This is a genomic window from Phycisphaerales bacterium (assembly GCA_029268515.1).
In the GTDB taxonomy this organism is placed as follows: Bacteria; Planctomycetota; Phycisphaerae; order Phycisphaerales; family SM1A02; genus JAQWNP01.
On record JAQWNP010000016.1, the window covers coordinates 223484 to 249819 of the forward strand.

The following is a 26336-nucleotide window of genomic DNA, read 5'->3' on the forward strand; positions in this document are numbered from 1 at the left end:
CTCTCTTCGTTTGAATAAATTATAAGTACGACCCTAAAAGGTAATTTGACCTTGAATCCCCAGCAAGAAACCCGGCCTAAATTTCTGATCTGCAACTGTATTGCCATTCGCATCTAAAGCTTCCAGCTGCCCCCACGCATTTAATCCAGAATAGATAGAGATCGAAGATCGTGTCGTCGCATTCCACCGCAAGAAGCCATAGACCGGCAAGGAACGTATGACACCAACACCTCTGGATGCTGGGCCCTCATCGTCCAATCGAAAACGAGTCCATTCATAGGCAGCACCCAAACCAACATCCCAACCCTCGGCAAGGGTATATACCAACTCAATACCAGTTTCATCACCCCAACCAGTGGACATGCGTGTCGTGAATAGAAGATTGTCATAAATGCGCCAGTCAGCAATCACAATTGGATAAAAGTAGAGCGAATCTTCTAATCGCGTGGTCACGCCAAAGCCCCCACCAATCGTCAGATTTGGACTGAACGAATAGCTTACGCCCACCGCACCACCAGCTTCAATGCCATCAGCCCAGTCTGCTTCAGATTCCGCTCCAAAACGCACTTGACCACCGCCGAAGACGCGCCATTGTCTGTCAATCGTCAACACCCCGCCCATATTTAACTGCAATGAATCCACACTGCTCCATGGGGAATTACCGAAGAATGAATTGCTCCCCTGGTCAGAAAAATCAAACGAATCTAATTGGTACCGAGCGCCATAACTGAGATCAAGCGTATCAGTCAGCGCTGTTACACCTCGCCCACGAATGCGAAAGCGTCCCAGACTAAATGAGCCACCACCTTCAATCGATGAGTTGAACAGATAGGCATAACTTATTGAAGTGGTCAATCTGGTCCCAGGAATAAATGATGTTTCCTGCCCCAACCCTGGGACAGCTGCCTGATCTACAGAATCGGCTTGGGAAGAAACCGCCGCTGAATCCTGAATTGCACTGCCAATTGCAAGCGTCAAGCGACTGCCACTGCTCGGTCCTGTGGGCGATGACGTACTGGCAATTGCAAGAGTCATTACTGCGAGGCCTGTTGATATAAACATTGTCTAGGTCCTTCCGCAAATCAAGCGGTCTATGAAGGTTCGTAAGATTCTCTATTGAGATTGAGGCAATGGAGCAGATGAGACTCGAACTCACAACCTCCTCGATGCGACCGAGGCGCTCTCCCAATTGAGCTACTGCCCCGATATGGGAAGCCGTAGTATAACTTCCCGCGCATGCCAAAGTAGAAACCAACAGTATGAGCCTGAAAGGCCAATCGTATTTATTTTTGGTTCAAGCCAATGGATTAGGCATACATCATCCAATAACCCGCGGCATATCAAGAACTCGCCTGAGATCAAGAAGTTGCCCGCTGTGAGCTCCATTATGAAAACAAACTCTAGCAATAAGATTAACGACTGAGATTGAGCCATCATGCCATTGCAATTCAGCCTCTAGCTCATCATCTTTAAGATGACTCACTGTATGTGCCAGACGCTGGCAAGCGAAGGCAAAGATTGATTGACTCCGCATCAGGCAAGGATACATGTGGGAATCACTTGTTGGCAGCGACCCTCGACAAATTGACGGTATTTCAAAACGAACTCTTTCTCCTTGATCGCTATCAGATTCAGTGAAGTCATCAGCTGGCAAATCCGTTCCATCTAAGCTAGCTGCCACCCGAGTCATGGTGAAGGCGCAGTGGCCCAACGTCCAAATCGGATGATTTGGAAGCCCAGGCCTTTGTTCCAGTGCTGATTGTTCATCAAATCCGACCATGAGCCGAAGCATGAATTGCTCACTGCATCGAACCACCTGTCCCAAAATGGCTGCTTGACCCATTGCTGGCTTCTCCAAATCTGCCATATTCCCAAAACCTGTGGGGCAATGCTCGCCCCCAGAGACCAATCACGTCAAGTTGTCCAGAGCATCAACCCAACTGCTAAATCCTTGCTCCTGACCAGTACAATACTGACTTCATGGTGAAGCATCCTCCAGGTCCATCATCCGCCAAGAAGGCACCCCGCAAGCAGCCCAAGAAGAAGGCTCGCGATCCCCAAGCGACCCCTGCGATGCAACAGTGGTCGCGTTTTAAGAAGCAGCATCCCGATTGTGTACTTCTCTTCCGAATGGGTGATTTCTATGAGCTCTTCAATGAGGATGCAGTCCATGTCAGCAAGCTTCTGGGATTGACCCTAACGCAGCGCAGTGAAGGTGTACCCATGGCTGGGGTCCCCGCCCATGCGCTTGAGGCATACTTGCGTCGACTGGTCGAACATGGCCAACGTGTGGCAATCTGTGATCAAATCCAGGACCCGCGCGATGCAAAGGGTGTTGTTGATCGAGCTGTAACACGACTGGTCACACCTGGAACGCTTGTTGATGAAACACTCTTAGATGAAGCTGCCTGCAATCATGTGGCCGCATTCATTCTAGATCCTGAACCAGCAGTCGCTATCGCAGAGTTATCAACGGGACGTTTCCAGGTTGCTGCTCAACCCGAATTAGCACTTCTGGACGTCTTGGTAGCGATGGGACCATCTGAGCTGCTTTATGAAGACACGCTCGAAGAGCCACCAGAAATTGCTCGCCGCTGCGCCGAGCTTACCGGTTGCGCGTTAACCAGCCGACCAGCCTGGTCTTTTGCACAATCCGATGCGCGCGAACGTCTCGAATCTCATTTTGGCGTCAACACACTCGAGGGGTTTGGGCTCAGCAAGGGTGATATTGAGTTATCCCCTGCCGGCGGCTTGCTTCGCTATCTCCAAGAAACACAAGCTTGTGATGATCAAAACTCGCCTTCTCGACTTTCCCACCTGCAACCTCCCCAGCGAATCAATGATGGCACCGGACTTCATATTGATGCCATCTCCATTCGAAGCCTCGAAATCGAGCGAACACTTCGTAGCGGGCAAGTTGATGGGTCACTACTAGCAGCACTTCAAAGCTGTACCACACCGATGGGCAAGCGTCTCTTCCGTCAATGGCTCTGTTTCCCGCTTGGAGATGTCGAAACGATCGAATCCAGGCAAGATATCGTGCAGGTCTTCTTCGATGATCGCGCCCTAGCCAACTCCCTCTCCAAGCAAATTGCTCCGATTCAGGATGTCGCAAGGATTGTGGGTCGCATTGCTACACGGCGGGCAACGCCTCGCGATCTCGTTGCACTTGGCCAGTCGATCAGTCGACTTGACGGGCTTATTGGACCGCTTGATGCTGCTCCAGCCCTTGCTCCATTCCAAGAGAGGCTTGAGAAACTTTCAGATCAACTCCGGCCACTCTCAAGAGATATTGTTGAAGCTTGTGTCGATTCACCGCCCCCCCATCTCAGAGATGGAGGCCTCTTCCGTACAGGCATTGATGCAGCGCTCGACGAAGCACGCACTTTGCAAACTGATGCATCAGGTTGGCTCGCAAACTACCAAGCGTCTTTGATCGAAGAAACTTCTATTCCATCACTCAAAGTTGGATACAACAAAGTATTCGGTTATTACATTGAAGTCACACATCTTCATACTTCAAATGTTCCCGATCATTTTTCACGCAAGCAGACACTCAAAAATGCTGAACGCTACATTACCCCCGAACTCAAAGAGTTTGAGGAAAAGATTCTTCATGCAAAGACACTGAGCGTGGAAAGAGAACAAACGCTTTTTGAAGATTTCTGCCATCGCGCACAAGATGCTGCCGCGAGCATCTCAGATTTTGCAGTGCTTGTTTCCGAAATCGATGTGCTCTTATGCTTTGCGGAAAACGCTGTCGCATACAAACATGTTCGACCAAAGATTTCTAAAGAACCAGTACTTTCAATTGAAGGTGGCCGACACCCAGTACTTGACCGCATGTTGAGAGATGGCTTTGTGCCCAATGATACTGAGCTCGGTGGCGCAGCCGACCTCAACTCTCCACCACTTGGGCTCATCACCGGCCCCAACATGGCTGGCAAGAGCACCTATATTCGTCAGGTGGCACTCTTGGTACTACTCGCTCATACCGGCAGCTTCATTCCTGCTGAAAAGGCGACAATCGGACTCACCGACCGCATCTTCACCCGCATCGGTGCTTCAGATGAACTACATGCGGGCGCCTCAACATTCATGGTTGAAATGACTGAGACCGCAAACATCCTCCATCATGCAACTGATCGAAGTCTGGTCATTCTTGATGAGATTGGCCGTGGCACCAGCACCCTTGACGGCCTGAGCCTTGCATGGGCAATCACCGAATCACTGGCCAGCATCGGGTGCCGAACACTTTTTGCCACCCACTATCACGAGCTCACCACACTCGCCGATACCCATGCCAATATTAAGAATTTGCATGTGACGGTGCGAGAATGGGGTGATCAGATCGTGTTTCTTCACCGCGTCGAGCCAGGCCGCACTGATCGAAGCTATGGCATCCACGTCGCACGAATTGCTGGTGTCCCTAAAGAGACGCTCCAACGTGCCAGTGAACTACTCGATTCTCTTGCCGTAGAACACTCTTCAGCACTCCCTGACAGACCAAATAATGACAATGAACAACTCTCTTTGTTTGCCTCATCGACCGAACATCCTGCAATGCAGGAACTACGCGATCTCCAACTCGATACCATGACACCCATGGCTGCATTTGACCTCCTTCGTAAAATAAACTCTGACATCAACAACACGCCCCCCCCTTCTGTTTGATCGCATGAATAAAACCCAACTCAACAGTATTTTCAATCAAGCACTTGATTTCTCCGCCTATCTCGCCACAGATCCAGAAAAGGCCAAGCGATGGCAGGAGTTCTACGACCAAATACAACTCAACACTGACCAAGAACGCCTGATTCATGGATTCACCCGCACCATGCGAGTACTTTGCATTAGTGGCATTTGGTGTGGCGATTGTGTGCAACAAGGACCGCTCCTTGAGCGAATCGCTCAAGCGAACAAATGCGTGGACCTCCGTTGGATTGATCGTGATCAGCACGCTGATTTCACGAAACATTTCATGATCAATGCAGGGCAGCGTGTCCCCGTTGTGATCTTCATGGCTGAAGATTTCGAGCCAGTGTCGATCATGGGCGATCGAACCCTAAGCCGCTATCGTGCAATGGCACAACGACATGGCGTCGCAGTCTGCCCACTACCAAGCCAAATATTACCTGAAGATGAAATTCACGAGACGTTACAACAGTGGCTCGACGAGTTTGAACGCGTACATCTTCTACTTCGGCTCAGTGGTCGCCTACGAGCCATTCACGGAGATTAGAAAGTAACTTACTAATGTTAATGAACGCTTCCATTCTGAAAGCCCATTACGACCAAGGTGTTGATTTTGCCGGCCTCATCGACATGGCTGAACCTGACCGACGGCCACAGTGGCGTGATCGGTATGACCTCCTTGAACTTGATCCCGATCAAACAAAACGCGCTCAACAATGGGAACGCACTATTCACATTTTGTGCATGACTGGGCCATGGTGTGGCGATTGCGCCCTACAGGGCGCTTCTTTACAACGCATCACCGAAGCAAACCCAACGCATCTTCGAATTCGTTTTATCCCACGTCTTGAGAATTTTGCTGAACTCATTACTGCAAATCCCATCAACGCAGGTTTTCGAGTACCCATCACGTGGTTTATGGCTGAAGACTTCGAGCCCATTTCACGAATAGGCGATCGCACCTTAAGCCGATACCGATCCATCGCCCGAAAAACGCTGGGACCTGATTCAAATGTACTGGCGCCCCCACCAGAAAATCCTGTTCGAGCAGTACTAGATGAAGTACTCGATGAGTGTGAACGTGTATCACTTCTTCTCTCGCTCAGCCCCCGACTACGCCAAAAGCACGGCGACTGAATCAAGTTCAGCCACCGTGCTTCGGACGATTGAATAGTTGCTTACTTCGTTTCAGGCATACGTTCGATCATTCTGCCAACCATCACAACCTGAGCAGGGGTGCCAGCAGCCATTAACAATCCTGTCTTGTTGTCATAGGATAATTCTGCAGCAGGCCCATCACTGGAGACCATCGCCAAGCCTTCTTGCATCGTCGCCAGGATATCGTCACTGGTCAACTCGCCAGATAAAATGGAACGAATTGACCAAACATTCCAGTCTTTTGCTCGCCCGAGACCAAGCTCATTCGTTCGACGATAAGGAGAACTAGAGGAACCTCGTCCACGTGCACTTGCTTCATGCAGCGTGAGTTGAAAGACCGGTTCACCTCCAACCGATGGATACGGTGTTGTTTCCATAACATGAATGGCCTTGAGGACATCACCCGCTGGCGATAATCCATCCAGTACCATCAATGCTGAACGAGCAGAAACCTGATGTAGTTCAATCGCAGGCAATTGAATACTGCCTGCATCAGCCCCGACTAACACACTGAGTTTCGGCTGCACGGCTTGGAGACTCTTGACGTAGTCCGAGACCAGGCCACCAGAAAATGACAGAGACACCAAGCTGGCGGCATGAGATGCTCTTGAACCACTTGATAGTATCGATTTCGCAAGCATTTTTTCTATTTGCGAGCACTGCACTACTGGCCCCAACACGGCGAGCTGCGCACGTTGAACATCGAGTGACAAAGCGGCACCATCAAGAATGTCATAGAGATAGTCAGAAGCCGCAGATGCCGCCTCAGTATCTGCAAAAGAAAAGATTTTGACAATCAGTGCAGACGGATTACTTCGATCAAATTCGACGCCCGGACCGACCACTTCGAAGCCAGCATAATTCTTAACGAGCGAAGAAGTTGCACCAACAACGATATCATCACCTGACTCAACGGTGCTGATACTGTTGGCAACAAAGGCTGTGTAAATAGCCTCTAACGGAAGATCTTTCACGTCACCGCCCCCAGTGATCACAATAGGTTGAATCAAACCAGTGCCATCAAACGTGATAATGCGTTTTCCTGTCAGGTCAGCAAGACGTGGCAACAAGTCACTCACGGTCACTCGATGGCCTGCTCTACCAATCGACTCTTTAGTTGCTTGATCAACCATCGCTTCTTGATGCATTGGTTGAGCAAAGGTGATTGCTGGATAAGCAAAGGCGCACGACAGCGCAGCCACCTTAAGGTGTTGTGTAAACTTCATTAAATTCTCCTTTGATCAGTTAGTGGACCACTTAATGTAGTCCGGCATGAAACCTGCCCGGTGCCTGAAGAGGTAACGCCCGATCTGAGTTATGATTTCGATGTTTCTGAAAATATTTAAATGGAAGCTGGGCTCATGAAGGCCTCCAACCCGAATCATCGGGCGTCAAGGACTTCCAACAAGTCTCCAACAATGCCTCTAAGCCTAAATGCGTAGCACCACTAATAACCAAAGGTGTACTGGCCAGTTTTGCTTCCGTCATTAAGCGATGTGATACTTCCTCAATGTCCTGAGGCATGACCAAGTCGACTTTGTTGATCGCCACAATCTCGGGTTTACTTGCGAGTGTTTCTGAGTGTTCCTCAAGCTCAGCCCGAATCGTGAAGTAATTCTGTACCGCATCACTACCATCCATTGATGCCACATCAATCACATGTACCAAGGTACTTGTGCGTTCCACATGCCTCAAAAAATCGTATCCAAGTCCGGCCCCGCGAGCAGCGCCCTTGATAAGCCCTGGAATGTCGGCAAGTACAAAACGGCGATCTCCACGAAGTTCTGCCATGCCGAGGTGTGGGCGAAGAGTTGTAAACGGGTAATCAGCAACTTTGGGATGAGCTTCCGTAAGCGCCGAGAGCAATGTTGACTTGCCTGCATTAGGCAATCCAATCAGGCCGACATCGGCGAGCAGCTTCAGTTCTAAACGCAACGTTCTGTCGACAGCTGGCTCACCATCTGTCGATTCGCGCGGAGTCTGATTAGTTGATGACTTAAAGTATTCATTGCCAAGCCCACCTCGACCACCCTGAGCCACCAGAAAACGCTGGCCTTCATCAATCAAGTCAGCAATCTCCAGACCACTGTCATCATCAAAGACCAATGTTCCCAGGGGTACTTCTACCTCACAACTCGCTCCATCTGCACCAGTACAGCTCTTACCCGTACCATGATCACCTCGCTTGGCACGATAGTGAGGCCGCGCACCAACACCAAGAAGTGTTGCCACCGAACGTCTTGCAATGAGTATCACATCACCGCCGCGACCACCGTTGCCACCATTGGGACCGCCTTTAGGAATAAACTTCTCGCGACGAAAGCTAATGCAGCCATTGCCGCCAGCTCCGCTTCGCACAAATATCTTGGCTCTATCAACAAGCATGGCCAAACAACCAACTGGGGCTGATTTATAACCTTAAGATCTCAAAGCAATCGCGATACGCAAAGCAATGCCTTTATGCTGCAGGCTGCTTACTCGCAACAGGATTTTGGATCACAGTCATCCGCGGTGTGTCTGGATCAGCGGGATCAATATCAATGAAACGACCTCGGAACGACACATTTCCTGCTTCTAGCGCAAACAATGTGTCATCTCGACCCTTTCGGACTAAATAACCCGCTTTGAAATGCGTGCCACACTGGCGCACGATGATTGCTCCGGCTTTCGCAAATTCGCCACCATACAGCTTGACCCCCCTGAACTGAGGGTTGGAGTCTCGTCCGTTCTTTGATGAACCTTGACCCTTTTTATGTGCCATTGAATTGAACTCCCGGTCGGTATCACCCTATTTTAAAAACTTAGGGCCATTGTCATTCTGTAAGAGGTTTCTGTATTTGCGATTTAGCGGAACACCCAATGCTCCGGATCATCTGGGTCCAATTCAATTGGCCGATCAGATCGGGGCACAAGATTGCCTGGAACAATGTAATTTCGTTGCATCGTCTTCTGAAGTGAGATGCGTTCACCAGTAACTGGATTGATGACTGTTGCTCGCTCGCCACTGATACCACCTACGAACAATGAGAGCTCGGTAATATCTAGCTTCCCGGCAGGCCATATGACCATACCCTCACGTGCCTGACCACGTCCTTGTCGAAGTGTGCCAATCACATCAGAGTGAATCTGCATAAAGTCATTACCAACATAATCTCGAACTTTCCGAGTGACTTGGTATGGCACATTTTCGCCAGATTTAAGTATCTCACCACCATCGGTATAGAGCGTAAAGGTTGGGAACCACAACTGATCATCACCGGTGTTATTAATCACTTTGTAAGTGAAATACCAATAGCTCTGACCACTTGCTGTATCTGTATAAAGACGCAGAACGCCAGGCGTAAACTCAAGCTCCCATCGCGTTGGCACCGCTCGTGGCTTTGGATAGGCCCACGAAACGCTTGTCACGACAAGAATGGCCAATGTCACACAAAGAATGCGACCCATGCAGCCACTGATTGATTGATGTGCACGCCAAGTGCCCATGTGAAAAGCTCCTATGATCCTCAAGTGGGGTATTGTAGTCCTGCATCAGGGTCCGTCAAAGGCAGACCATCCTTTCATGGCCAATAATGCCTAGTTTCCAACAGTCTTTTTTGAGATCTGCATGGAGAATCAAGTAGCAGTGCCATCATCCTCTCCAATCCAACCTGCCCAGCCGGGGAGTCGTGAACCAGGCCTCTGGATCTCTAAAAATCATCCAGAGCGGCTTCAAGAGGCCATCATCTGCCTCTTAGGCCGCCATCAAGCCTCGGCCGTCGAGGCTCAGAACTTCCTGACCTATGCTCGAGAGAATCACCTCGACCTGGACAACCTTATCGCCTGTCCCGCCGCTGGAGCCGGTCAGAACGATCCGCTGGCCTTTGCAGCACTCTGCGCCATTAACCGCGGGCGGACGGCCATGCTGCTGACATCCCCACCCATTTCCAAGGCAGAAACCACACCAATTGCCGCCCTCGCTTCGTTCGCCATGAGCCAGCTCGACCGAAAAAAGGTCCATCTGGTACAGAGCCTCATTGCTCCAGAAGAGCATCTCGCTCAGCAAACACTTTTAGAAGCTGGACTTAAGGAACTCGCGGTACTGCATTACATGGAAAGGCCAGCTCAAACCGCGCTGCCTGATTGTCCGCCACTACCCGAAGACCTCCAGCTACATGCCTACTCAAAAGATGATGATTCTGACGTTCTATCAGCTCTGGATGCAAGTTATGAAGGCACATTAGATTGCCCTGGCCTACATGGACTACGCCAGACCGCCGATATCCTGGCCGGACACAAGGCAACAGGTAATGCGGAACTCAACCTCTGGTGGGTCCTTAGACAGGATAAAAAGCCCCTTGGCGCAATCATGTTGGCATCCCACATGAACGCTAACTCGTTGGAACTAACATATCTGGGTGTTGCTAAGGCAGCGCGCAACCGTGGCGCTGGTGCCGCAATGTTGAAACATGCGTTACAAACTGCTGAACAGATCCATCCAAGAAAATGCCACTTAGCAGTTGATGTCAATAATGTGCCCGCAATTGCTCTCTACGGGCGTTTTGGTTTTAGATCGATTCTAAAACGCCAAGCACTGATCTATGCGCTGCACGATTAGACGAACGCCGTCAAGTAGGCTGCAATTCATGATGCAAATCAGTAGTTGTCCACTGTTGATTGACATCTTGTCAGTATTGAGTGGACAACTCTTTTTGAATTCACTTTTAGCCTATAAAAATAGAGGTGAAAGCACGTTTTGTCACTTACGTTCTGGTATTGCCCCTTGTATATACGCCCGATGAATCGTAGCCTTCGATCGTCTGTCAGGATGATAGATTCCCGCGCATGATGCCATCGAGCAAAGTGGTAGACGCTTGTTACCACTTTGTGTAGCCAGGATGCCACGACGTGATGTCGATGGGATCCGCCTAGCGATTCACTTGGTCATGAACTATGAACATGACGAAGTGACGGTGGGTGACAGAGTTTTCAGTGCTCGCTCGCGAGATCGAATGATGTTTCTTTTGTGGTGCCTTGATTCTTCAATCGCATCAAGAAACAACCCTCGATCATGAGCATGAGAGCTGTAGATGGATGAGTGGGAAACAATGCCCAGATATGAGATTGTTTTTTATCTGGTGCTGAATGGATGGACTCACAAATTATTATTGGTAACTGTTTGCCTTCGATAGGTGGGCTCGTATTGAACATCAGATGAACATATGTGCTAAGCCTTGTTCAGATAAGTGATGTTGAACGATGAATGCTGCTGAACCAACGGCAACGAATTTCGGTTTCATGATTTCTCTCCGATATTGAGAACCCTCATGAATCCGGCACAGACGTTGAGGAGATCGATCTGTGAAACCTCGGTCCAGTCATGCTGCTGAGCAACCCCAGCAACGGGATACAACTTGCTCTAGCAAAGGTCCATCGGACGGCGCAAGCGGTAGAACAGTATCTGCCGACGAACACGCCCAACCCCTTTCCAAACGGGCCGCTCGTCAGTCTTCCTCCAAGGGGGCTTCCAAAAAGATCGCCAGGACCCTTGAAGATCGACTTGGGACTCAGAAATACGACATGTGGTTTGCTCATGCACGCCTAGACATTGAAGGTAATTGCCTCAATGTGATTACCAATAGCCAGTTCACTGCGAATTGGATTGACAAGAATTTTGCCGCAGATCTTAAACAGGTTGCCCAGGAAACAATTGGTGAGACCGCTGAGATACTCGTCTCCTTCGCACCCCACCTCTTTGAGGATTCCTCCCCTGGCAGCACCTCAAGCCCATCTACATCCGCTGAGGATCGAGCTGAGGCACCACAGCAAACCGAACAAAAGAAGAGTTCCCGTGGCGACCGAGGATGGCACCAGTGGCAAGATCGAGACGACTCGCCCTCCGCGCCACCTCCTGCTCGATGGGGCACCTCACGAGATGGGCACCTTACCGCTGCTGGAAGTCCGCTGCCTCGGCACTCATCACTTCGCCCGCTTGAGCACTTTATTGTTGGCAAAAGCAATCAGCTTGCCTATGCCGCTGCTATTCGACTCTCGTCGGATCCGAATGCTGCTTCGCACAGCCCCCTATTCATACACGGAGAGTGTGGTGTTGGAAAAACACACCTACTCCAAGGTGTTTGCCGCAAGTTTCTTCAGTCATGCGATCGCCCAGATGCGGTCCGATACGTCACCGGCGAGCAATTCACCAATGAATACATCGCTGCAGTGCGAACCCAAACATTAGACGCGTTCCGACAACGACATCGGCGACTTGATTTACTTGCTATTGATGACGTGCACTTTCTCTCTAACAAAGTTCGAACTCAGAGCGAGTTCCTTCACACACTAGATGCGATTGACCTTACAGGTTCAAGAATTGTGCTTGCTTCAGATGAGCATCCCAGACACATCAAGCGATTTAGCAACGCACTGATTAGTCGTTTTCTGTCCGGCATGGTGGTCTGTGTTGATCGGCCAGACAGGGAGACCAGACGCCGCCTCATCGTTCAGCTAGCAAATCAGAGGGGCCTGCGAATTAACGATGCTGCCATCGATATGATCACAGGCAACTGCGTCGGATCTGTCCGAGAGCTTGAAGGCGCCATCACAAAACTTGGCGCCCTGCAGTCGATTGGTAAACAAGATAGCGGTGGAGAACAGGGCACGATCGGCCGCTTACTTGCGGAACAGCTCTTTAAGGGTGACACTTGGCAACCCTCCACCCCTGTTCGAATTGGGACAATCATGCAGGCTGTTTGCGATCGATTGACGATTTCCCAGGCCGATCTGATTGGATCGAGTCGCCAGCGCACTGTCACACTCGCTCGTGGCGTAGTGGCCTATATGGGCCGAAAAATGACTGCTCTTAGTTATCCAGAGATTGCCCAGGCACTCGGACGTTCATATCACTCCACGATCCACACTGCAGCCAAGCGAATTGCGCATCGGATTGAGGCAGAGGATCGTGTTGATATCCCTGGTGAAGCAGAACCAATCGACCTCAGAGAGCTCACTGATCAGCTCCGTCACGAGGTTCGACGGCAAACATCTTCACTATCAAGCTAAAACTAATTGCCTCAAAATGCCCCGACCGATCCAAGGGCGTTACAATCCCAACATGTGCTTTCACCGTTATTTGTATGGCCAATTGGCCATCTTGCTCCTGGTCATGACGACGGTCCCTCTCGCGAGTGGCCAAACATTTGATCCCAATGTCAACTTACTGCGCCGAGCCACCACCCCGCAGCGTGATGGGAATCACCTCAATCTCCTAGCCAGCCTGAGGCAACTTCGAGATCCAGAACTTCGACGCGTCTTTTACCAGTTGGTGCCGTCTGCTGAATGGCAGATTCAAGTCCATGCTTTATTGGGACTTGCAGAATTGGACGCCGAAAACGGCCTTGACCCCTGGCTCATCACCCAACTGCAACCACAGGCAAGACAAGCCGTGATCGCGAACGCATTGGATTCAGATCTTCTCACGACTGAACAAATACACGAGATCCTCAAGTGGGATGATCTTGAGCAGGTTCCAAAACTACTTTTGTACGGTGTATTGACCCAGCAGGGTGAATCGATACCTACTGAAAAACTAATCAATCTTTCCGATGATCCAAATCTCCGCGTATCTGGTTTCGCGAGCAGCTTGCTGTGTCAGCAAGGTGATTCTGGCGCACTCAATAATTTCAGCGAGCGATTGTCAACAAGATCCAAAAAAGAGACGTCCAGTCAGTTGGTATACGTCTTTGACTTTATACGTCAACACGAACTGACCAAAGCCATCCCATGGGTCTACCGCCAACTAGAAGATCCTAATCTTGATCCAGATGCTGTCTATTGGGGCCTCTATACAATTCTGTCACTCAATCCTGAGCAAGGCACTGAACTCTGGGCTCGAATGTTGGGACCCGATCCCAGTCACCGACAAAAAGTGCGTTTTTCTTTGCTTATGCTCGAAAGCGGCGCGCCTATTACTGCCAATGTTCGAGAAATACTGGGCAGTGATGACGTGCTTATCAATAAGATGCTTGATGCAGGTGAACCCATTAATGCGGGACAAACTGCAACTGAACAGCTTACTGCGTTACTAGAACTGCAGCACCTCAAGACTACTGATTGGATCATTCGACAAATTGACGAGATGCCTACAGATCAATCCACACCACTTTTAGTTTGGATCATTGAACGCGTTGGTGATGCCAACGAGACATCTGAGGACTCTTTCATGCTGGCCATCATCGCTGCCAGCAAGCTCGCAGAGATTAATCCTGGTGTTCTTCGATCCCTGCTTCGTGAAGCCAAGGATGATTCCGCGCGACAGCAGGCCATACTCATGGGACTCCTTGCTTCACCAATTCCTGAACTAGGCAACGAGGCTAAATCTCTTCGCCGTATTGGACTTGGCCGCGCTGATTCTCTTGCCACAATTCTGATGGCTCGACACCTTGAAGAATTAACACCTACAGATCTTCAGCAACTCAAGGTCATTGCAGCTGGCGGAGGACGAGTCGCTGACGTTATTCAGATTCAAGCTGCATGGCTTTACCTACGCCACACAGATAGTGTTGAACGTGCTCTTGCTGAAGTTTTTGAAGAGTAGTAACTTGCTCACAACACCGGTCATGGAACGATGTGGATTAATATAAACTTCCATGGAGTACACTTCCCTTGGACAATGTAATCCCGCTTTCTCATCCTGATATTACTCAAGCTGATATTCACGCCGTCACATCTGTGCTAAAGAGTGGGCGCCTCAGTATGGGACCCCATCTGGAGTCTTTCGAGCAAGCAGTTTCCACGCGAATTGGCAGATCACACGGTATTGGCGTCTCTTCTGGAACCGCTGGATTGCACTTGGCACTGCTTGCTTTAGGCGTGGGACCAGGTGATGAGGTGATCACACCCGCATTTAGCTTTGTTGCAAGTGCCAATTGCATTCTTCATGTTGGCGCCACGCCTGTCTTTGTTGATTGCGATCCAAGAACCCTGAATATGACCGCTAATCAGGTCGAGAAACATATCACACCAAAGACCAAGGCCATCATTGGCGTTGAAGTTTTTGGCAATCCTGCCGGAATGGAACGGCTCGCTGCACTTTCCACAAAACATGAGATTCCACTCATTGAAGATGCTTGTGAGGGCCTCGGTGGCCACTCTGGTGATACACCAATCGGACGCTTTGGACGCGTCGCTGTCTTTGGGTTTTACCCAAATAAGCAGATAACCACCGGCGAAGGTGGAATGCTCGTGACCGATGATGATCGCCTCGCCGCTACATGTCGCTCACTCAGAAATCATGGCCGCGCCGAACCGAACACAATAGATCTACCGGTAGATTTAGGTGCCCCCATGCTTCCAACCCAGATGGGCTACAACTTCCGTCTCAGTGAGATGCATGCCGCACTCGGGCATTCACAGATTCACCGGCTCGACCAGCTTATTGAAACTAGACAGCGGGTTGCCGAGTCCTATACACGTCGTTTAATGGGCAATCCACACTTCATTTTGCCCACAATTGAACCTGAAACATTTATGAGCTGGTTCGTTTATGTCATTCGACTCACTGATCACTTCAACAAAGATGATCGTGATTTCATTATGGGTGGCCTACATCGCCACGATGTTGGTGTGGCGGCTTACTTCCCTACTATTCCGCATCTGGCGCACTTCCGTGAATTGTGCGGCCATAATCTCGGCGACTTTCCAGTCGCTGAGTCTGTAAGCCAGCGGACATTAGCGTTGCCATTCTTCCCTGGAATCACAGAGGATGAAATAGATCTGGCATGCCAGACTCTTGAGGTGATGCTCAGTCGTATTAGCTTCACACGTGACTAATGACTCGTGTGCTTTCACACTACGATGGAACGACCAATTTTCTGAGCGATCGTCCATACTCAACAACCCGGCTCACAATCTCAGTCATGTTCTCTTGAACAATGATTCGATCGCCATTCATCAGAGCAATGGTACTATCTGGGTTTTCTTCGATGCTACGGATCTGGTCAGCATTGACAATAATCGGCTTTCCATTGAGCCGGGTGACAGTGATCACGTTCGCCTCCTGTCATTATGCACTAGTAAATCTCTATTGATGTTTTAGCGACCCAGGGCCAGAAGGCGATCCATCAGTTCATCAGTGGTCGTGATCACTCGACTTGCCGCAGAGTATCCTGTTGAAGCCAATATCATACTGATGAATTCTTGTGAGAGATCAACGTTCGACATCTCCAAAGCGCCGCCAATCAATCGGCCAGTGCCAAACTCTAGTGGGCTTGCAACAATTGCCTCTCCAGAATTAGCGCCAACACGAAAGAGATTATCTCCTGCATCCTCAAGTCCAGCTGAATTAGCGAACTTGGCCAATGATATTTGCCCGATAGGTCGCAATAATCCGTTTGTAAACGCTCCGGATATTGTTCCATCTTCACCAATCGAGAAAGAAGCCAGTGTGCCAAGCGAAGAACCATCTTGGAATGTAGCTGCTAACTGACTCACATTTCCGGTCAGCGCGCTGACCGGCCCTCCCTCACTCGCAAAATCCATTCGGACGGTGAGCGGCGACACAGCGCCATTGTCTCGAGTAATACTAAACGACTCATTGGTCGTAGAAATAAACTGGCCACTGTCATCAAATTTAACCACACCATTTCCAACCAGGCGATCTACATCTGCGTTATCACTTGATTCGGCCACAAACTCCCAAGTCGTACCTTCTCCATCGAGCGCCTCTTGAAGCACGAAGGTCAAATCAACTGTAATAGGCGTACCTAAAGAATCGTAAACCACAAAACTCGTGCGTACTGATTCACCGTCAGCACTTGCAGTCTTTGTCATGACAAATGGAGCATTAATACCTGTTGCAGAGTCACTGTTGACAATCATGTCAGCGGTATCAATATTCAAATCTTGAGCAGTGCCTTCATTGCCATTGACGGTGATGACACCATCAGCAAAAGAAACACCGCCGCCTAAGGATTGACCAGAAACCGTGGAGCTATCAAGCCCCATGACATCTCCCATAAAGTCAAGAAAGTCCTGAAGCGTTGTGCCGAATGCGTCAGCGCCAGCAACTTCTGTAGAAGAAAAGGCAAAGGTGTATTCGCCGATATCTTGGCCACCCTTTTCAATTCCACTAATCGTAATGGACGCGTTAGAGCCCCCTTCTAATGCAACCGATGAGCCGCCACTTCCATCATCGATATAAAGCACATTCGCTGGATCGGTTAAATCAATGCTGGTATCGAGTAGGAGATTTCCAGGATCTAAGCTTGGGTCATTTAGATAAAAGGCCCGACTCTCATGTATGGATCCAGTCGTTGCTGGTGTACCTGCTGCATTGAAGTTGCCACTAAAGCTCATGTTTCGTGTTGCTTCTGCAATTGTAAGGACGCCAAGAGGGACATTGATTCCCTCTAACTGCCCTTCCACGAGGCCGAAATTATCATCAACTCCATACCCCATGACACGCCCACCCGAAACGGTGACCAGATCATTATTCTCGTTCAGTTGAAAAGAGCCTGCGCGCGTATAGAACTGCTCACCTGCCTGCTGCACAACAAAGAACCCATCACCTTCAATAGCGACATCAGTAGAGATACCAGTAGCACTGATTGCGCCATTCTGGAAGTCTCGTTGCGTGGCCGAGATCATAATGCCCTGGCCAATCTGTCGCGGATTTGTTCCGCCAGTGAGCCCCGTCGGTGAGGTGCCCATCGAAAGCGTTCGACTAAACGTCGGGGCGAAGTGGATTCGGTTGGACTTAAATGCGGTTGAATTGACGTTGGCAATGTTGTTACCAATGACATCCAGACGCCTTGCATTTGTTGCCAACCCTGAAAGTCCGGTGAATAGTGCTGTGGTTGATGGCATCGTCAAAATTCTCCTGCTTTACACTCAGTCGCCAATTCCTAGAGGTTCCAAAGTGCCTCTAAGGAAACGACCAGAGTGGTGGTCGCGTAGTCAACCTATGACAAGTGCAATTGCCATACCTCCGATTCAGAAGAACCCAAAAATCGACGAAATACCCTTTGAGGCCTCTCTGGCAAGGACTCGACGAATAAAGCGCTGATCACGCTCGGCATTTTCTGCCGATCGACCGGCGAAATATGCGTCGCTCATCAGCAAAAGACAAAGCAGCCCTCTTTGAAAAGGGCTGCTTTACCAATGATCTTGTTGAACCGAGGACCAAGACGCCCACGTGATCAACCAGGCTCCTCACCGCCTTCACCGCTCGTACCGGCATCACCGCCGGTACCCGAATCTGTACCAGTTCCATCAGATGTACCACCGTCATCCGTACCCGTCTCATCTGCTGAATCATCGGTCCCCGCAGCACCACTTTCGTCACCAGTGCCCTCTGTTGATGTCTCATCAGTAGAGTCGCCTAGATTTTCAAAGATAGATGGGTCGACAATCGTTTCTACCGATTCAAACGGCACAACGAATCCAGTATCCAATTCCATATTGACACTGTCACCTTCTTTGATAACTGAGACGACATAACCAGCAACCCGGCCGAAGTCTCCAGCCATACCACCTATAAACTTGCCAACCATTGAGCTTGCTGCTGCCAACTGATTCTGAGAGACCAATGCCTTAAGGTCCTCGTTGAGACGTAGATCAGCTTCTATGGATCGGATTGAATCGAGCTGCTGCAACATTGCCGTCGAGTCAGTCGGCGACAGTGGGTCCTGATAAGCCAACTCCGTGAAGATAATCTTCATGAAGTCCTCACTGGTCATTGACGCGAATCCGTTACTCGGATTTCGATCAACACTCGCTGTTCCCGCAAGAGCTGAGATATCTGTCATTTCACATCGCCTCCGTGCTTAGATGCTCTTTTTCTTCAACTGCTATTGATTCTAAATTCAGCAAATCAAGGAGCGGGGCGAAGCGATCTTCACCAGCTCTTTTCTCAGAATTGTGATCGCCGCGATCTTGGCCGTGCTCTTCTCTCTCTCCTGCCTCGTCCCCATACTGGCCCTGCTGCGATTCACTGGATTGACCTGCGGTAGACTGCCCACCCTTCACAGTCAGTTGCTCGACTGTCATTCCTTGGGCTTTAAGGGCTGCTTCCAATGTCTGAAGGTGCTGCTGTATCAAGCCGCGGGCTTCTGCTGAGGATGCCTCAAAAGACACTGATACGCTGCCACGATTCAGATTCATTTGAATACGTACTTCACCGAGTGCATCCGGCTCAAGACGCATCCGCATCATGCCGCCATTTTGATTCAGCATGGCACTCATACCACGTACAAGTCGAGTACCCATTTGATTCAACTCACTACGATCTTGGATCAAGCCATTTGAAGCATCAGTGGCTACAGATGTTGTAGTACTTCCACCATTGAGTAAGACTGATCCACGTGCCACCAATGGGCTATCTAAAGCTTCACCTAAGAAAATGGGTGAAGACAAAGGCGCGTGAGCGCTTCCCTGAACAGCATCTCCAACGGCCGAAACGTTTGCTGCTCTCAGCGGCTCACTTAAGGGAGCATTTGATACCTTCATCATTCGCTGATGCTGCAACTGCATATCAACTTGCTCAGCTCGTGCTTGAGCTGGCGAAAAAGAGTGATCTTCGCCAAACTGGCGTAGGCCAGCATTTTGCTGAATCACCTTTGTAGATATCTGCTTCGGATCTAACTGATTTTTACCATGATTTAGTGATGACGTATTCTCATTTGCTGATAACAGAAGCGACTGAATCGGCTTCTGATTGAGTTGGCCACGCAACTTATCTACGAGCGAAGTAGATGCTAATTCTGGTGATCTAGAAAGCTGAAGACTTTCCTTCGACTGGCTTTCTGCTCCAGGCACTTGCTTGCTCATTGATGATATTTGTTCAAGTAATGTTTGCTTCACAGCAATTGATTCAGCAGACATACCAAGACGATGAGATTCATGCCCTGCTTCGAGCTGTTGCAAATTCATCGAACGAGCCGCGACTGCTCCAGTACTACTGACCAAGTCGCCCTGAGCACCGATCGCCAAATTTGCGAAGAACGATGCTGATTCAGACATACCAGATACATCTTGCGGAATATGAGCACTGCTCGGCGGGGCATCTGGCATGGCGACCAATGATGGCATCGATTCAAGGCCCACTTGGATGTTTGAAATGGCTGCTTCCACGACATCTTGGACCACGATCACACCACTGGTTGCATCACCGACGACTGGAGCCTTCGGTTGATCAACGCTGGCGTTGGCCTCAAATGCGGAGTCTGCTGCGACTTCGACCGCATTTTCCTGGTCTGGAACCACCACTTCTGGCTCCTGCTGCTGAATCAGTGATTCCCCTGCACCGGCCAACGCACCGCTCTGATGCTCTGCCTTCGCATATTCATGAAATGGTATTTCAGCCGTTTTTGTTTCTCGACTAGCGCAGTTCCTACAAGGTGTCGGCACCGACACCTTCGGTATTGTGGATTGTTGCGTTAGGAGCATTGGGTTTTGCATTAGTGTTGAACTCATCAACTCCAGATAATCCGAAGCGTCTTAGATGTTCAAGCAAATCCGTTGCCACTCTTGTCTCTTCTTGGTCTTTCATCTCACGCAGAATGCGAGAAGTGGCATCAATTGACATCGAATTTAGATAAGAAGTGGCCTCCTGCATGCCTTCCTGGGGGCCTTTTTGAATTATCATCTCAAGCAAAATATTTTTTGCCTGTTTCGCTGGAAGAGCTTCTAACACTTTAACCGTGTGCTGAAACTGCGCGTCTTTTTTGCGCACCACTTGCGCTTCGATGGCCATTTTCCATGCTTCCCTTTGCTCTTCAAATGCTATTTGTCGTCGCTCTAGCTCAGCACTCACTGATTCAAGCTGACGAATGAGCATATCTCTCTCATCACCCAAGCGTCGTCTTGCTTGTGCATGGACGGTATGAACATGTGCAATTCGCTGGACTTCCTGTTGGCTCGCCAGGGGAAGATAGTCTGGGAGATTCGCCTCATTTTCTGAAACAACAACCGCTTCTATGCTGTTGTCACTGGCCTGATCGGCAACCTCTGCTTCTGAATGAGTCAGAGATAACCATGCATTTTCGATACGATTATGATCAAGAGAGCCTTTTTGCCAGAGCACCACAAGAATACATAAGAGTGCCAGCAAGTTAATAACAGCAATGACGCTCACGACGTTCCACAAGGTTTTCATATGAGCGACTCCTCTCTTCTCTTAATATTACTACTGAGATCATCCAGATTGGCCTGCTCTTTGCGGGACTGCTCTTGCTGCCAAACCTCATATCTACGCTGTCGGGTAATCTCTATGGCCAGACATTGTTTCCTGGCTTCTAAAAGCTCAACCCTGGCAGATTGCAGCTCCTGATGAACAGTCGCCAAATCAATAACCATACTCTGTGCGTGCCGCGTAACAGCTAATGCAGACTTTGCATGCAACCGCAGTTGAGCCGTATCAACTACACCAACCATTCTTTCGCGTAATGCTTCTTGGCCTGCTTTGAGACACTCTTGTTGATGGCGAAGCTTCTGCTCAAGCATAACCCGCTGCCGTTCTAGCCGAGCAACAGATCGCTGCTGCTGCCTCTGAATAGCCTGACGAGCGCGAAGTACCGGATCGAGTTTAAACACAAAGCGACTCATAAGCCTGTATTCCTATTTTTGCCCATTCCAGTCGTTGCAACCTGTTGTCCAGGGCTCATTGCAGCAACACGCATCTGCTGGGCATTTTGAATCTGAGAATGAGCTGCCAACTCCACAATGCGCTTACAAGTCTCTGGGTATGACGCCTTCTCATGTTCGCCTTGGCGAAGAAACTCATCTAATTGCGGCATCATAGAAATAGCGCAATCACATTCAGGATCAGAGCCCTTGGCATAGGCGCCGATCGTAATAAGTTCCTCAGAACCCCTATATGCTGCCAGTAAGCTACTCAAACAGCGACGCGCAGCTTGATGTGGCTTTCCACAGATATCATCTGCAACCCGTGAAATTGAATCAGCCAAATCAATGGCTGGATGATGCCCTCGAGCTGCTAAAGAACGGCTCAAGACCATGTGTCCGTCAAGCACGCCTCGAGCAGCATCGGCAATGGGCTCAGAGAGATCATCACCTTCAACAAGAACGGAATATAAGCCGGTAATAGAACCACCGCTTTCCAAAGTACCAGCTCGCTCTAAGAGTCTTGGCAGCGAGGAAAAAACAGAAGGCGTATAACCACGCGTCGCTGGATGCTCTCCAGCAGTTAAACCAATTTGTCTTTGTGCTTGCGCAAATCTAGTGATTGAGTCCATGATCAAAAGCACATCTTGATTCTGATCTCTAAAGTGCTCCGCCACACTACAAGCAACAAATGCCGCCCGAGAACGCATCAATGGAGACTCATCACCTGTCGAAACCACAACCACAGAACGAGCTAATCCCTCAGGCCCGAGTGCTTGCTCCAAGAAGTCTCGGACCTCACGGCCTCGCTCCCCAATCAGACCGATGACATTCACGTCAGCGCTTGCATTTCTTGCAATTGATGACAACAGAGTCGACTTGCCAACACCAGGCCCAGAGAAGACACCGACTCGCTGCCCTTTTCCAATAGGAATCATGGCATCAATGACGCGAATCCCAGTCGGAAGTGGATTTTGAATACGACGTCGCCGAAGCGCTGTTGTTGGATCCGGCATCAACAGTCGTGGTCTGGTATGAGGCACCGGTCCCTTTCCATCGATCGGACGCCCAAGACCATTAATCACGCGTCCGAGTAGGCCTTCCCCCACCTGAACAGTCTGGGCGGACTGTTCTCCTGTGACACGCGTACCAGGCGAAATACCCGTAGACTCACCAAAGAGCATGACAATGCTCGCCCCTTGCGTAAAACCAATGACTTCACCGCGAGGCGCGTTCTGCTCCTGATGCAGCTGCTGACCGCGTTGCTCAAAGCGCACTAAGCCACCAATAGGGACTGGAAGATCCTCTACTTGCACGCTCAGCCCTTGAACCGAAACAACAGAACCAGACAGTTCCATCGTTTCCATAGTCGCTACTCGTTCAATATGTTGTTGAAGCCCATTCAAAGGCCAGTCCCATCATGTACGGATGGAATCAGTTCGTCGATGATACGATCAATTTGAGTCTCAATAGTTGCATCAATGGCACCGCCCCGAGTACGCACCAGACATCCCCCAGGTGTAATGGCAGCGTCAAGCGTCAGTGCAACTGAATCGACTTGTTGTAGTGTCGCACAGATATCTGGCAATACGTCACGAACAAGAGCATCCTGATCTGGATGTATCACCACTTCGACTTCAGACGTTTGAGAAACCATTGCCAGTGCATCGGAAAGTTGATCTGCTACGACGCCTGGATCTTCATGAACGACGCGGTAAACAACCCGCCTGGCAATTGCCAGCGAAAGCTGAATAGCCTGTGTCCGACACGATTCAAGTAGCTGAGCACGACTATCAACAAACGAGTTGATTTGTGTCTGCCACTGTGCAACGAGCTGCACAATTGCCTCGCTATGACTTGCTTGAGCTTCAGCCTCTCCCTTGGCGTGGCCATCTGATAAGCCCGTTTTGAATCCCTCAGTTTGTCCCTGAGCCATCCCCTCTACAGCAGCCTTGGCTTTAATTTCTAATGCTTCTTGAGAAGCCTTCGCAATAATCTCCGACGCTTTCGCTCGAGCATCATCAAGAATGCGAGTCGCCTGCCGACCAAGATCTTCGAAATCAACAACAACAGCTCCACTTGTCGCTTCTGCTGCCTGGTTGGATTTAATCAGTGGCATTGCCTACCTGCATTTCCATCTTAGACCACGAGATCGCTTTCCCCACCACGCCCTATGATGATGATCTCCCCGGCTTCTTCTAGTCGACGCACAATTTCAACAATACGCTGCTGGGCAGCTTCTACATCAGATACACGCAAGGGCCCCATGTACTGCATGTCTTCTTTAATAAGATCTGAAGCGCGCGTAGACATATTGCTGAAAATTTTCTCTTTAAGTTCTTCACTCGCGGTCTTAAGACTTATACAAAGCTCATCATTATCCACTTCCTTGAGAATACCTTGAACACCTTTGTCATTTACATTGAGTATGTCTTCGAACACGAACATTCGTTTACGAATCTCTGTTGCTAGCGTTGCATCTGATTCTTCTAATGCTTCAAGAATTGTTCGCTCCATTGATCGATCACACTGATTAAGTATTTCAGCTGCTGCATCCACACCACCCAACCGTTCCATCGAAGCATTATCAACACCCGCAAATCGTGTCCTCAATCCTGCTTCGACTTCTTCGATCACTTCTGGACTCGTTTGATCCATAACTGCAATGCGACGAACAACTTCAATCTGAATCTGCGCAGGCAAACCACTCAGAACCGCAGATCGGTCTTCTGGATCGAGATAACTCATGACAAGAGAAATTGTTTGAGGATGCTCATCTCGCACAAATGCTCGAATGGTGCCAGGCTCTGCTCCGTGCAAAAATGAGAACGGCCGCTTTTCAGCTTCTTCCTCAATTGACTGGAGAATACGATCAGCAGACTCCACGCCGAGCGCTTGAGAGAGCATTGTCTTAACTGAATCAATACCGCCAGAACGTGACTGGAAACCCGCCAACTGCACATTGTAGAACTCTTGCACAACCGATTCACTGAGTCCCTTGGGCACATCTCTGACAGTTGCAATCGTCGTTGTCACTTGGGCCACTAAATCATCTGGCAGCTCACGCAGCAAAGCTGCAGAAGACTCATGGTCTAACGCCAAGAGTAATATTGCTGCCTTTTGCACGCCACTTAGATCATCGCATTGATCAGGAAGTTGTTGCCTAGGAAGTGGAATCACGGCTCAGTTATTCTCTCCATCACTGACAACCCATTGCCGCAGCAATCCCGCTGCATCAGTTGGACTCGTTCGAACGACACCAGAAATTTGATCAATCATCTCTTGGCGGCGAAGAGCTTCATCTTCAACCTCAACACCTAATAGCGCTGGCTTCATAGGATCAACTTCTGCTGCTACATCCGCATCTCCGGTTGCTAGCATGACTGGTATGCCAAGAAGCTCTTCCTGAGTAATGTCGTGCTCCTTATGACTCGCACGACGAACCATCATAAACATCATTGCCACGCTAATAAGCGCAAGCCCGCCAAGGCCTCCGTACTTGATACTCGCATCAACCAATGGACTGGCTAACCAAGACCCTTGCACTGTGTTTGGCAACGGACCAGCCATTGCTTTGGTTTTCTGATAATCACTAAGAAAACTGACTTCGACTGTTCCTAGCATGCCTCCCTGCATCGCACTTGTATCAACAAGCGGCAACACAGCTGCCTTGATTGCCGCTTGTTGCTCCTGCAGAATGGGATCTAATTCAAGTGATGTTGGTGGATTTTCTGCCTGAGGATACTGTCGCTCAAATATTTGAATGAGATGAGATCGTGGCACCCCAATACTCGCATTGATTTTGACTGCGTAGCCCCCTGCATCATGAGTTTGCCGATTTCGATTTCCGAAAGCGACCGCTGAACTTGTCTCGTTACTTTCATCTTCCAGCGATCTATAGTTGTCGTTTCCAACATTAATACTAAGACTCGCATTGGGACGAATGCCGGCCTCCGAATGCACACTCCCCGTACCTGAAGTGATTGAACGAGAAGCCTCTCGTACTGTACTCCGCTTGGGGTCTTCATAGGCTTGAGAATGTTCAACGACTTCACGCGTGTCAACTTGTGCATTGACACTCACCCGAACCCCATCAATGTAGCCCAGAATATTGAGTATTGCCTCCCGAGTATGCTTTTCTCGCTCGATTTTGACCTCAAGATTACGACTCACGCTCGACATTTCTTGACCACGAGCACTGCGAGATCGACTCGTCATTGCATCAATCACTTGAACACGTTCGACATCTAACCCGGCATGCGACCCCGCAACGAGCCTCGCTATGGCATCAACACCATCTTGAGATATCTCATTACCAGAACTCACAACAGTGACCGATGCCGACCGCGGCCGATGCGACGTACCAAAGCCGATTGCATCTTGATCTTCCGCGATCACTACAGTAGCTGACTGTATGCCCTTCATTTGAGTGATCATTCGGGCCAACACGTTCTGCTTAGCAATACGCTCACGCGTTTTAAACTGGCCACGCGTCATGAAAATACTTTCATCTGCTGCCAGGGATTCAAAGTCAATTTGATCTGGCTGAATCACTTGCGACTCGTTCATACGTGTTAACACCAATGAACGATCTTCAGTAGCAACAAGGATCTGGCCGCGCGACTCCTCGTAATTGATACCAGCGCTATCTAAATAGCTAATTGCATTTGCCTTCACTTCTGGGGTGAGTCGCAAAGGCAGAGGTACCATATCGGGATTACCCGCATACAGTGCGACCAAGAACAGCGCCATAACTAATATGACAGCCAGTGATGCCACAAAAAGACGTGCGCTTGCTGGAAGTTCGCGCATTCCATCCCAGTAACGTCGTACTGACTTAAATTGAGCCTGCATCGCTTTGGCCTCCATGCCACGATCGG

General features: G+C 49.6%; 23 protein-coding genes and 1 tRNA gene. 7 read left to right on the forward strand and 17 right to left on the reverse strand.

What is annotated here, in order from left to right; genetic code table 11:
- Positions 1 to 33: 33 nt before the first annotated feature.
- The 3 genes from P8J86_11140 to P8J86_11150 form a co-directional block, all read right to left on the reverse strand.
- The gene (locus P8J86_11140) at positions 34 to 1062 is read right to left on the reverse strand and encodes a hypothetical protein (protein ID MDG2055249.1); all 1029 of its coding nucleotides are present in this window, start codon (positions 1060 to 1062) and stop codon (positions 34 to 36) included.
- Positions 1063 to 1131: 69 nt separating this feature from the next.
- A tRNA-Ala gene (locus P8J86_11145) sits at positions 1132 to 1204 on the reverse strand.
- A gap of 114 nt (positions 1205 to 1318) precedes the next feature.
- The gene (locus P8J86_11150; GenBank protein MDG2055250.1) at positions 1319 to 1867 is read right to left on the reverse strand and encodes a DinB family protein; all 549 of its coding nucleotides are present in this window, start codon (positions 1865 to 1867) and stop codon (positions 1319 to 1321) included.
- Between the two features lie 113 nt (positions 1868 to 1980).
- Here P8J86_11150 and mutS point away from each other — a divergent pair, with 113 nt between their 5' ends.
- The 3 genes from mutS to P8J86_11165 are packed head-to-tail and all read left to right on the forward strand — an operon-like array spanning position 1981 to position 5832.
- Positions 1981 to 4674 (forward strand): DNA mismatch repair protein MutS, encoded by a 2694-nt coding sequence (mutS, locus tag P8J86_11155; GenBank protein ID MDG2055251.1) that lies wholly within the window; start codon positions 1981 to 1983, stop codon positions 4672 to 4674.
- A 4-nt stretch (positions 4675 to 4678) separates the two neighbouring features.
- Positions 4679 to 5242: a thioredoxin family protein gene (locus P8J86_11160; GenBank protein MDG2055252.1), complete on the forward strand. Its 564-nt coding sequence runs from the start codon at positions 4679 to 4681 to the stop codon at positions 5240 to 5242.
- Between the two features lie 20 nt (positions 5243 to 5262).
- Positions 5263 to 5832, forward strand: a complete 570-nt coding sequence (locus tag P8J86_11165; GenBank protein MDG2055253.1) for a thioredoxin family protein — start codon at positions 5263 to 5265, stop codon at positions 5830 to 5832.
- A gap of 41 nt (positions 5833 to 5873) precedes the next feature.
- Here the strand turns inward: P8J86_11165 and P8J86_11170 are convergent, their stop codons facing one another.
- The 4 genes from P8J86_11170 to P8J86_11185 all read right to left on the reverse strand — a co-directional run bounded on the left by P8J86_11170 (position 5874) and on the right by P8J86_11185 (position 9339).
- On the reverse strand, positions 5874 to 7079 hold the full coding sequence (locus tag P8J86_11170) for a hypothetical protein (GenBank protein MDG2055254.1): 1206 nt from the start codon (positions 7077 to 7079) through the stop codon (positions 5874 to 5876).
- 133 nt (positions 7080 to 7212) lie between these two features.
- Positions 7213 to 8238 (reverse strand): GTPase ObgE, encoded by a 1026-nt coding sequence (gene obgE, locus P8J86_11175; GenBank protein ID MDG2055255.1) that lies wholly within the window; start codon positions 8236 to 8238, stop codon positions 7213 to 7215.
- 73 nt (positions 8239 to 8311) lie between these two features.
- Positions 8312 to 8614, reverse strand: coding sequence for a 50S ribosomal protein L27 (locus P8J86_11180; protein ID MDG2055256.1), 303 nt, complete (start codon positions 8612 to 8614; stop codon positions 8312 to 8314).
- Positions 8615 to 8697: 83 nt separating this feature from the next.
- On the reverse strand, positions 8698 to 9339 hold the full coding sequence (locus tag P8J86_11185) for a hypothetical protein (GenBank protein MDG2055257.1): 642 nt from the start codon (positions 9337 to 9339) through the stop codon (positions 8698 to 8700).
- A 121-nt stretch (positions 9340 to 9460) separates the two neighbouring features.
- Between P8J86_11185 and P8J86_11190 the strand changes: the two genes are divergently transcribed.
- From P8J86_11190 to P8J86_11205, 4 genes are all read left to right on the forward strand, one after another.
- Positions 9461 to 10450 (forward strand): GNAT family N-acetyltransferase, encoded by a 990-nt coding sequence (locus P8J86_11190; GenBank protein MDG2055258.1) that lies wholly within the window; start codon positions 9461 to 9463, stop codon positions 10448 to 10450.
- 743 nt (positions 10451 to 11193) lie between these two features.
- Positions 11194 to 12897, forward strand: a complete 1704-nt coding sequence (locus tag P8J86_11195) for a DnaA/Hda family protein (GenBank protein MDG2055259.1) — start codon at positions 11194 to 11196, stop codon at positions 12895 to 12897.
- Between the two features lie 52 nt (positions 12898 to 12949).
- On the forward strand, positions 12950 to 14431 hold the full coding sequence (locus tag P8J86_11200; GenBank protein MDG2055260.1) for a hypothetical protein: 1482 nt from the start codon (positions 12950 to 12952) through the stop codon (positions 14429 to 14431).
- A 68-nt stretch (positions 14432 to 14499) separates the two neighbouring features.
- Positions 14500 to 15666 carry a DegT/DnrJ/EryC1/StrS aminotransferase family protein gene (locus tag P8J86_11205; GenBank protein MDG2055261.1) on the forward strand — a complete coding sequence of 389 codons (1167 nt, stop codon included), beginning with the start codon at positions 14500 to 14502 and terminating at the stop codon, positions 15664 to 15666.
- Positions 15667 to 15685: 19 nt separating this feature from the next.
- Here P8J86_11205 and P8J86_11210 read toward each other — a convergent pair whose 3' ends face one another.
- The 10 genes from P8J86_11210 to P8J86_11255 all read right to left on the reverse strand — a co-directional run bounded on the left by P8J86_11210 (position 15686) and on the right by P8J86_11255 (position 26310).
- The gene (locus P8J86_11210; protein ID MDG2055262.1) at positions 15686 to 15883 is read right to left on the reverse strand and encodes a flagellar FlbD family protein; all 198 of its coding nucleotides are present in this window, start codon (positions 15881 to 15883) and stop codon (positions 15686 to 15688) included.
- A gap of 44 nt (positions 15884 to 15927) precedes the next feature.
- The gene (locus P8J86_11215; GenBank protein ID MDG2055263.1) at positions 15928 to 17700 is read right to left on the reverse strand and encodes a flagellar hook-basal body complex protein; all 1773 of its coding nucleotides are present in this window, start codon (positions 17698 to 17700) and stop codon (positions 15928 to 15930) included.
- A 332-nt stretch (positions 17701 to 18032) separates the two neighbouring features.
- Positions 18033 to 18641 (reverse strand): flagellar hook capping FlgD N-terminal domain-containing protein, encoded by a 609-nt coding sequence (locus P8J86_11220; GenBank protein ID MDG2055264.1) that lies wholly within the window; start codon positions 18639 to 18641, stop codon positions 18033 to 18035.
- Position 18642: 1 nt separating this feature from the next.
- Complete coding sequence (locus P8J86_11225) at positions 18643 to 20307, reverse strand: flagellar hook-length control protein FliK (GenBank protein MDG2055265.1); 1665 nt, start codon at positions 20305 to 20307, stop codon at positions 18643 to 18645.
- Positions 20225 to 20968 carry a hypothetical protein gene (locus P8J86_11230; GenBank protein ID MDG2055266.1) on the reverse strand — a complete coding sequence of 248 codons (744 nt, stop codon included), beginning with the start codon at positions 20966 to 20968 and terminating at the stop codon, positions 20225 to 20227. The genes P8J86_11225 and P8J86_11230 overlap by 83 nt, the downstream gene beginning before the upstream one ends.
- Before the next feature lie 17 nt (positions 20969 to 20985).
- A complete protein-coding gene (locus P8J86_11235) occupies positions 20986 to 21438 on the reverse strand; it encodes a hypothetical protein (GenBank protein ID MDG2055267.1) in 453 nt (150 codons plus the stop codon).
- Entirely contained in the window at positions 21435 to 22862 is a 1428-nt protein-coding gene (locus P8J86_11240) for a FliI/YscN family ATPase (protein MDG2055268.1), read from the reverse strand. Before P8J86_11240 ends, P8J86_11235 begins: the two co-directional genes overlap by 4 nt.
- Positions 22859 to 23575 carry a FliH/SctL family protein gene (locus tag P8J86_11245; protein ID MDG2055269.1) on the reverse strand — a complete coding sequence of 239 codons (717 nt, stop codon included), beginning with the start codon at positions 23573 to 23575 and terminating at the stop codon, positions 22859 to 22861. Before P8J86_11245 ends, P8J86_11240 begins: the two co-directional genes overlap by 4 nt.
- Before the next feature lie 20 nt (positions 23576 to 23595).
- Positions 23596 to 24636: a flagellar motor switch protein FliG gene (gene fliG / locus P8J86_11250; GenBank protein MDG2055270.1), complete on the reverse strand. Its 1041-nt coding sequence runs from the start codon at positions 24634 to 24636 to the stop codon at positions 23596 to 23598.
- A 3-nt stretch (positions 24637 to 24639) separates the two neighbouring features.
- Positions 24640 to 26310 (reverse strand): hypothetical protein, encoded by a 1671-nt coding sequence (locus P8J86_11255; protein ID MDG2055271.1) that lies wholly within the window; start codon positions 26308 to 26310, stop codon positions 24640 to 24642.
- Positions 26311 to 26336: the final 26 nt, after the last annotated feature.

Bases quoted from the DNA above. Each gene is read 5' to 3' on its own strand.
- P8J86_11140 (MDG2055249.1), bottom strand. From the start codon at position 1,062: ATGTTTATATCAACAGGCCTCGCAGTAATGACTCTTGCAATTGCCAGT.
- P8J86_11150 (MDG2055250.1), bottom strand. From the start codon at position 1,867: ATGGCAGATTTGGAGAAGCCAGCAATGGGTCAAGCAGCCATTTTGGGA.
- mutS (MDG2055251.1), top strand. From the start codon at position 1,981: ATGGTGAAGCATCCTCCAGGTCCATCATCCGCCAAGAAGGCACCCCGC.
- P8J86_11160 (MDG2055252.1), top strand. From the start codon at position 4,679: ATGAATAAAACCCAACTCAACAGTATTTTCAATCAAGCACTTGATTTC.
- P8J86_11165 (MDG2055253.1), top strand. From the start codon at position 5,263: ATGAACGCTTCCATTCTGAAAGCCCATTACGACCAAGGTGTTGATTTT.
- P8J86_11170 (MDG2055254.1), bottom strand. From the start codon at position 7,079: ATGAAGTTTACACAACACCTTAAGGTGGCTGCGCTGTCGTGCGCCTTT.
- obgE (MDG2055255.1), bottom strand. From the start codon at position 8,238: ATGCTTGTTGATAGAGCCAAGATATTTGTGCGAAGCGGAGCTGGCGGC.
- P8J86_11180 (MDG2055256.1), bottom strand. From the start codon at position 8,614: ATGGCACATAAAAAGGGTCAAGGTTCATCAAAGAACGGACGAGACTCC.
- P8J86_11185 (MDG2055257.1), bottom strand. From the start codon at position 9,339: ATGGGCACTTGGCGTGCACATCAATCAATCAGTGGCTGCATGGGTCGC.
- P8J86_11190 (MDG2055258.1), top strand. From the start codon at position 9,461: ATGGAGAATCAAGTAGCAGTGCCATCATCCTCTCCAATCCAACCTGCC.
- P8J86_11200 (MDG2055260.1), top strand. From the start codon at position 12,950: ATGTGCTTTCACCGTTATTTGTATGGCCAATTGGCCATCTTGCTCCTG.
- P8J86_11215 (MDG2055263.1), bottom strand. From the start codon at position 17,700: ATGCCATCAACCACAGCACTATTCACCGGACTTTCAGGGTTGGCAACA.
- P8J86_11220 (MDG2055264.1), bottom strand. From the start codon at position 18,641: ATGACAGATATCTCAGCTCTTGCGGGAACAGCGAGTGTTGATCGAAAT.
- P8J86_11225 (MDG2055265.1), bottom strand. From the start codon at position 20,307: ATGAGTTCAACACTAATGCAAAACCCAATGCTCCTAACGCAACAATCC.
- P8J86_11235 (MDG2055267.1), bottom strand. From the start codon at position 21,438: ATGAGTCGCTTTGTGTTTAAACTCGATCCGGTACTTCGCGCTCGTCAG.
- P8J86_11245 (MDG2055269.1), bottom strand. From the start codon at position 23,575: ATGCCACTGATTAAATCCAACCAGGCAGCAGAAGCGACAAGTGGAGCT.
- P8J86_11255 (MDG2055271.1), bottom strand. From the start codon at position 26,310: ATGCAGGCTCAATTTAAGTCAGTACGACGTTACTGGGATGGAATGCGC.